Origin of the sequence: Candidatus Erwinia dacicola, from assembly GCF_001756855.1 — a bacterium.
In the GTDB taxonomy this organism is placed as follows: Bacteria; Pseudomonadota; Gammaproteobacteria; order Enterobacterales; family Enterobacteriaceae; genus Erwinia; species Erwinia dacicola.
Window position 1 is genome coordinate 1 of the sequence record NZ_MAYS01000088.1, and the last position, 7,171, is coordinate 7,171.

Consider the following 7,171-nt stretch of genomic DNA (forward strand, 5'->3'; position numbering starts at 1 on the left):
CTGGCGTGGGTGGCTGGAAGAACGGCGCGAACGCGGCAATCATAATGCCAGCCAGATATGGAAGGAAATGGTGGCAAATGGCTTCACGGGTAGTGAAACAACTGGATTTGACCCTATAAATCCAGACACCAGATCACTCTTAAGTTAACGACTCGCGCCGGCGACGATACTCACGTGGTGAGCGGTATCCCAGTGCACTGTGGGGATGCTTATCATTATAATGCTCGAAGGCAACGGCAAGGTTCATCAGAGCCACCTCACGGTTTGGCTTCGGCATCACGCTGATATAGTCCCGTTTCATTGTCTTCACGAAGCTTTCCGCCATTCCGTTGCTCTGCGGGCTCCGCACCGCGGTTGTTCTCTGCTCCAGATTTAGTTGCCTGCTGAACGCTCTGGTTTCTTTCGCCGTATAACATGACCCGTTGTCGCTCAGGAACTCTATCGGCAAGTCAGGCAGTCGGTTGCCGAACCGCTTGCTGCCGCTGTTCATCATGCCGTCTTTTACGATATCACTGGTATAGCCTCCATTCGTGGCTATCCAGTCCAGCGCTTCCCGGTCGCAACAGTCCAGAGTGAACGTGACCCGCAACTTATCGCCATTATCGCAGTTGAACTCAGGGACCCAGCGCAGGTTTCCATTACAACAGTAGTCAGTGTGCACGTAGCCAGAAACTCGATGAGTTTGGTGCGGGTAAATTTTTTCCGCAGTCATGCCTTGCCTGATTTATCCTGACAATGAATGTGAAAAGAATGTTTGCCGAGATCGATACTAATCAGCGTGACGTTTTGCATGATGGTCTTCTCCATAAAGAAACACCCTGTCAGGGTACCACTCACAGGGTGGTGGGACCATCTCATTAACCGCCAGCGGTGTTTATTGGGACGTTATTCAGCAGCATTCCGCAGCAGCCAGTCGCCGCTGGCAATATGCTGCCTGCCGGCGACGGAACGCTGATAGACATAGAGCCAAGCGCTGCCGTACGGCGTTTGCAGCAGCTCCCGTTTGTACTCCCCACCTTTGGTTCTCAGCGCATCCAGCTCGCCCAGCGTGGAGGCGTCGATCCGGTAGACTTCGCAGTAGACCTGACCTTCGCCGTAAACCACGCCCGGGTAGAGCCCGAGATTATAGAGATCGTAGCCGTCGATCTGATGATCGCCCAGCCATTGCCCATTCGTCATCCAGTGACTGTTGCCCTGCTTGCGTCGTAGGCTGCCATAGACAGTTATTCGCATTGTTAAAACTCAAACTGATAGAGCACATCCAGCGCTTGGTCGATACCAGACACGGCTTCCAAATAGAGTTTGGGCATCAGGCGGTAACTCAGCGTTAACGTCGCCAGTGAATCAAATATGCCAACACCGTATTTTACCTGTAGACCCGGCAGCACGTAGCCGCTGACCTGCACCTGCCGACTGTCGCCAACCCCTGCAGTATCCAGCGTCAGGTTGCTGACGCCGAATGTTTCCCCGATTTTACCCACAACCTGACCACTTTGTGCAACCCCCAATCCGACCAAGACGGAAGTTAATGCGTCACTATCGCTGCCGGAGGTGCCTAAACCCTGGCCGCGCAGCAGATAGGCGAGCGCCTCCTGCTGGGATTTCGCCGGGTCGGAGAAGATCTCAACCTTTGGTTCATCCGCCGGCCCGGTGACGCGCACCCCAGCAGTCACATCATCCTCGGTGGCTTCCGGGTTACGGATCGCTTCCATGTTGATGTACGGCTGGTCCGGCGGGCCGGAGAACTGCAGCTCGCCCTTGTGCACCAGCAGGTCCTGCCCGTAGGCGTGGAAGCGGCCGGACGGAATGTTGATCTGCCCGTTCAGCCCTAGGCCACGTTTATCCTGCACCAGCTCGAGATCGCCGTTCAGTTTGGCTTTAAGGCCAAAGGCACTGAGGCGCACATCATTGCCAACGTGGATGATCAGGTTACTCTTGATCGGGATGGCGGTAGACTTCGGCGCAATCGGCTTGAGGTCTTTATCCAGCAGTACTTCGTCGGAGGAGACGCCAACGGCGCTCTCCGGCACCTCCTGCACCGTAATGCGTGCCCAGGGAATATCGACGCGACCGTCGAGATTGAACAGCTGCGGCGTAGCTTCAAACACCAAGTCCGGCGAGACGTCCATACGCACCATCGGCGGCACAGTAACGCGTACTTTGTCGCCCTTCCCCGCCACGCGCGCGCGCCAAGCATCCAGCTGGCTCCAGTCGGCGTCACCGTTAAGCGCTATCTGCCCTTGTGAGGTCTGGACCAGCCCTTCCAGCGTCGAGCTCATCCCGTTGAACACCATATTCAGATTGGCCGCCGTCAGGTCAACCGGCATAAAGCTGCCGTCGACGTCGACATTGCGCAGCCCCAACTGACCGAACACCTGTGGTTTTTGCAGATTGCCGCCAAGGCGCAGGTTGCTGCTCAGCACCCCAGCGATTTTCTCACCCTGCATTAGCGCCGGATTGAGCATCGCCAGCGACAGGTTAGCAATATTGATATTGCCGGAGAGCGTGCGCTTTCCCTGCGGATCGGCAATCTGTACGTTGCCGTCGAGCTGGTCGTTACCCGCGATGCGCAGCAGCCAGTCAAGCTGGGCACGACCATTTTTCAGCGCCGCGTTGAGGTTCAGCTTGTTGAAGGCGATCGGCAGGGTGTTGCCCTGCACATCCTGCTTCACCTTCACCCCGTTGCCCTTCAGCGAGACGCGACCGGTTGGCAGTGCGCCATCGGCCCTCCAGGAAACATCCGCATCACCGCTGAACACCCCGCTCAGCTGGGTAGTCTGCGGCATAAAGGGCTTGATCATCGCTAGGTCAAAGCGATTCAGCACCACGCGCGCTTTACCGGAAGGGCCGGCTACTACCGTCTGCGGCATGCACAGCTCAGCGTTCGGGTTCTGCCAGCAGTGCGGGCCGATCTTCACCGTCTGCGCGCTGTTGAGGTAATTGAGCGCGATAGCGCGGGTTAAGCGCCACTCGCCGACCAAGGTATCAAAGCGTGTATTATTGAGGTTGCCCTGCCAGCGTTGAGTGGCGCGGTCAAAGCTGCCGTTCAGCGCCAGCTGGCCCGAAACCGGTTCGCCTTTGAGATTGAGCTTCAGTTGATGCTGCTTCTCCGTGCCGTTGGCATCTAGGGTCAGCAGATCCACCGCCAGCGCATCTTGCTTCAGCTGCTCAACGCGCAGCGCCAGTTTGCCCTGCACCTGCTCGCCGGAGCTGACGTTGCCGTCCAGCTTGATGCGGCCAATGCTCATCTCCTGCCAGCCCAGCCCAGTGGCGGTGAGATCGGCCAGCAGTTGCGGGGTTTTCAGGTCACCGCGCGCGTGCAGGGTGCCTTTGGCCACGCCGCCCAGCCCCGGGAGGGCATTGTCGAGATGCTGCGCATCGATATTGACATCAAGGTTCAGCTTATCGCCGAGCAAGACTTTGACATCGACGTTGTTGCGCCCCAGCACCAGCTTGATGCCCGGGATATTCCACTGGTTATAGCTGTTGCCATACAGCGAACCGTCGGCGCTGACCGCGTTATTCCTGACGTTGCCTCTCAGCTTCAGCTCCGGCACGCGCATCTGCCAGCTGCCGCCGTACAGGCTGCCGCGCGTGGTAATTTTACCCTCCAGCTTCACCGGCCAGTTCGGGTGCTGCTTCGCGGTATTAATGCTGTTCAGCAGCAGTTCGCTGTGCCAGCTGATAGCTTTGCTCCAGTCCACCAGCGCGGTCAGGTCAGCATTGCCCTGCAGCGCCGCCAGCCGCAGCTTGTCCAGCGCAAACTGCTCAACGTTACCTTTACCGTCCAGCGTCAGGGTGGTAGGCGGGATGCACTGGCCCTGCAGCGCCGCCTTCAGCGACATCACGTAATCGGTGGCTTTGCCTTTGAAGGTGAAGTTGAGGTTATCCGCCTGGTACTGCGCCGCGCCATCCAGCGGCCAGCGCAGCTGCGGGCTTTGCAGCGTCATATTGAGCGGCAGGCCAATTTCTGCCAGCTGGGTATCCGCGTCCAGCTGGGCGCGCACCGGGCCAGAGAGGTTCAGCGCCAGCTTCAGGGCATCGCGCAGCCCGCCGTCCAGCGTCAGCTTGATTTTTTCGCCCTTGATCGGGTCGATGTTCAGCTCGCTGTAGAGATTGAAGGTGACTGGCCAGCTGCCGCTCAGCATCGCCTGGCCCTGCGCGTTAAGCTGCCCCTGCGGCGAGTCAACATCGAGGGTTTGAAGCTGCAGCAGGCTGTTTTCGGTTTTGGCCTTCAGCAGCAGGCGGTTAACCGCAATATCGCTGTCGCCGGTGATGCGCAGCTGCTCGCCGAGGATATGTTGCACCTCGACATCCAGCGGCATGGTGAACTCCGGCAGGTCCGGCAGCAGCGGTTTGGCAAACATCGCCTTCAGGGTTTCGCCCAGCGGCTTTTCATCCGGCTGAGGATCCTGCATTTTTGGCTGGACCACCTGCTTGTCAGCGACTTTTGCCGCTTTCGGCAGCGCAATCAGTAGCCCCTGAATGTGGGTTGGCGTCAGCGTCAGCTTACGCTCCTGCCAGTGCATGCCGCTGGATAAGTCGGCGAGAGAAATGGCGGTATCATCAATCTTCAGGTGGATGTTGTGCAGCGCCAGCCTGCTGAGGGTCAGCGGATACGGAGTGGCGATCTCCCCGCTGCTGCTCTCTTCCTCAACCAGCGGATTGGCGGCCGGAGCCATTTTTTTGCTGTCCACTACCACGTTAACGTCTTTCAGCGCCAGGTCGTTGACGCAGAAGGCGCTCTCTTTCAGGCAGCTCAGCTTCAGCGCGAGGTGAAATTCCCCAGCATTGACCGTTACGCCCGGCATCTCATACTTCACGCCTTTGACGGTGAGATTACGCCAGCCGCCGTCCACCTGCTGGATATCGAGGCTCGGCACCCAGCGCGCAGCGCCGTTCAGCACCAGATGTAGACCGGTGGTGGTGCCAAGTAAAAATGCGATGTTGCCCAGCAGGGCAATAAAAATTACAATGCCAATCAGCCCTTTTTTCCACCACTTCATAGTTCAGGCCCCAGTCCAATGTAAAACTGAATATCGCGATCGTCTTGGTCGCTAATCGGCCGGCTAATGTCCAGCTTGATTGGCCCAACCGGCGACTGCCAGCGTACGCCGAAGCCCGCGCCGGTTTTGAAATTACTCTGCTTGATGTCGTTGACGGCTTCGCCCGAATCGACGAAGACCGCGCCCCACCATTTACCGCTCACTTTGTATTGATACTCCAGCGAGCCGGTCGCCAGTTTGGAGGCACCTGTCAGCTTGCCTTCATCATCGCGTGGGGAAATACCTTTGTACTTGTAGCCACGAATGCTGCGATCGCCCCCAGCGAAGAAGCGCAGGTCAGGTGGGACCTTGCTAAAGTTGTTGGTCTCTATCCAGCCAAGGTTGCCGCGCACTACAAAGTGGTGTTTATCTTCAAGCGTGCGGATCCAGACGTTCTGCGCCTGCATCACGGCGAAGTCAATATCGGAGCCCCAAGTGGTATCGGAGACATCCAGCGAGTAGCGCTGTGAGTCTCCCCAGGTTGGCATCAGCCCACCGCGTGAGCGGGTGTGGTTAACGCTGACGCCCGGGTAGATCAGCATGGTGGTATTGGTCACGCTGCCCTGGGTAAAGTGATTGAGGCTCCAGCGCAGTTTGATCGCCCGCTGCCAGCCGCTGGAACCGTCCCAGTAGCGCGAGGCAGCCAGCGTGCTGGAGTCGGCTTTGGTGTCGTTGAGGTCGGTGCGTTTCAACCCGCCCTGCAGCAGGTAGTACTGCTCGAGCGGGCTTTTGTGCAGCGGCATTTTATAGCTGAAGTCTAGCTGCTGCTCAGAAGCGGAGATATTGGCTCTGGTGCTGAAGCTGTGGCCGCGGTCGTTGACCCACGGCTTTTTCCACGTCGCTTTAACGCGTGGACCAACGTCGGTCGAGAAACCCACACCGGTCTCAATGGTGTTCTCAGTGCGCGGTGATACCACGCCATGCAGTGGCAACACTTTGCTATCGCGCGCTTTATCAAACTCCGGCGCCACCACCACCGAGTTAAACCATCCGGTGGCGGACAGGCGGCGGTTCAGCTCGGCTAGGTCACGCGAGTTGTAGTAATCGCCTTTTTTAAACGGCATCAGGTTTTGCAGGTAGTCTTCGCGAATTTGCGAGCCGGTGAAGCTGACGGCGCCAAAGCGATAGCGCTGCCCGCTGTCGTAGTCGAGATTCAAGAAGGCTTCACGCCGCTCTACCGATACCCCCAGCTGGCTTTTACGATAGTCACCATCGAAGTAGCCTTTGCGTAGCGCCAGATTGCTTAACGAGCTTTTAAATTTGTCATAATCGCTGTGGTTCAGCACCGCGCCCAGCGGCAGTTTCTCGCTTTTTACCAGCTTTTGATAGTCTTCGTCTGTGCGGGCGCCGCCGCGCAGGATCACGGTTTCTCCGGCCAGTTTTACTGGTTCGCCAAGGGTAACATTCGCCAGCAGAACCGGACGCTTTCCGCCAAGAGGAGGAGGTAGCAGCTCGAAGTCGATATCAGGTTCGTAGTATCCCAGCGCCTTAAGGCCCTCTTTCACCGCTTCGCTCACCCGTGAGCGAAAGCGGCCATCGGAGGTCACTTCATCATTAGTGATGGTGGATAAACGCGCCCTGACATTCTTCTGTAACTCCCCTGATAACCCTGTTACTTGCAAACGAACGTTCGTTGCCTCTACGGCAGGCACAACGATTAGCAGGCAAGACATGCAAACCACATGAATTCTTGGCACGCTTACTCCCGTTTCTATTGCCAGCCCGCAATCCATCGGGCTTAACCTAGTAAAATCATCATTAAATTGTTCAACTGCTGGTACAGCCTGCCTAGCCTGCACTTTTCTCCGGTCTGTTCTGTGTGAACCTAAGGCAAATTTGTCGATTATTCTGTGCAAAATCGCGCTACATTACAACACAGCATCGCAATAAGCATTAAAAGGAGTGTAACGTGCTCACCGTAACAGACAAGTCCCACGGAAATTATCTGGCTGCCAACAACGGAAACTGTAGTGGTCAACTAATACTGGCCATCGCATTAGACTGTATATAGTACAGTCGCTCCGATTCGTTTGGCGTCAAGCCACCGTGTACTAGTGAGGCCGCACAGCGCTGTAATAGCCCGTGATATAGCGGATTATCGCGCTCTGAGCTTCGCTGACGCTGTT

3 protein-coding genes and 3 pseudogenes are annotated in these 7,171 nt (G+C 57.1%); all 6 read right to left on the reverse strand.

Annotated elements, in window-relative coordinates; translation table 11 throughout:
• Nucleotides 1–139: 139 nt before the first annotated feature.
• Nucleotides 140–634 (reverse strand): annotated as a pseudogene (locus tag BBW68_RS02455) (integrase core domain-containing protein); the annotation flags it as partial.
• A pseudogene (locus BBW68_RS17505) lies at nucleotides 619–792 on the reverse strand (IS110 family transposase); the annotation flags it as partial. The pseudogenes BBW68_RS02455 and BBW68_RS17505, both read right to left, overlap by 16 nt.
• Before the next feature lie 93 nt (nucleotides 793–885).
• Nucleotides 886–1,233: a gamma-glutamylcyclotransferase family protein gene (locus BBW68_RS02460; RefSeq protein WP_070133862.1), complete on the reverse strand. Its 348-nt coding sequence runs from the start codon at nucleotides 1,231–1,233 to the stop codon at nucleotides 886–888.
• Between the two features lie 2 nt (nucleotides 1,234–1,235).
• On the reverse strand, nucleotides 1,236–5,006 hold the full coding sequence (gene tamB / locus BBW68_RS02465; protein WP_070133863.1) for an autotransporter assembly complex protein TamB: 3,771 nt from the start codon (nucleotides 5,004–5,006) through the stop codon (nucleotides 1,236–1,238).
• Nucleotides 5,003–6,718 carry an autotransporter assembly complex protein TamA gene (gene tamA / locus BBW68_RS02470; protein ID WP_186821249.1) on the reverse strand — a complete coding sequence of 572 codons (1,716 nt, stop codon included), beginning with the start codon at nucleotides 6,716–6,718 and terminating at the stop codon, nucleotides 5,003–5,005. Before tamA ends, tamB begins: the two co-directional genes overlap by 4 nt.
• Before the next feature lie 301 nt (nucleotides 6,719–7,019).
• A pseudogene (locus BBW68_RS19410) lies at nucleotides 7,020–7,171 on the reverse strand (IS3 family transposase); the annotation flags it as partial.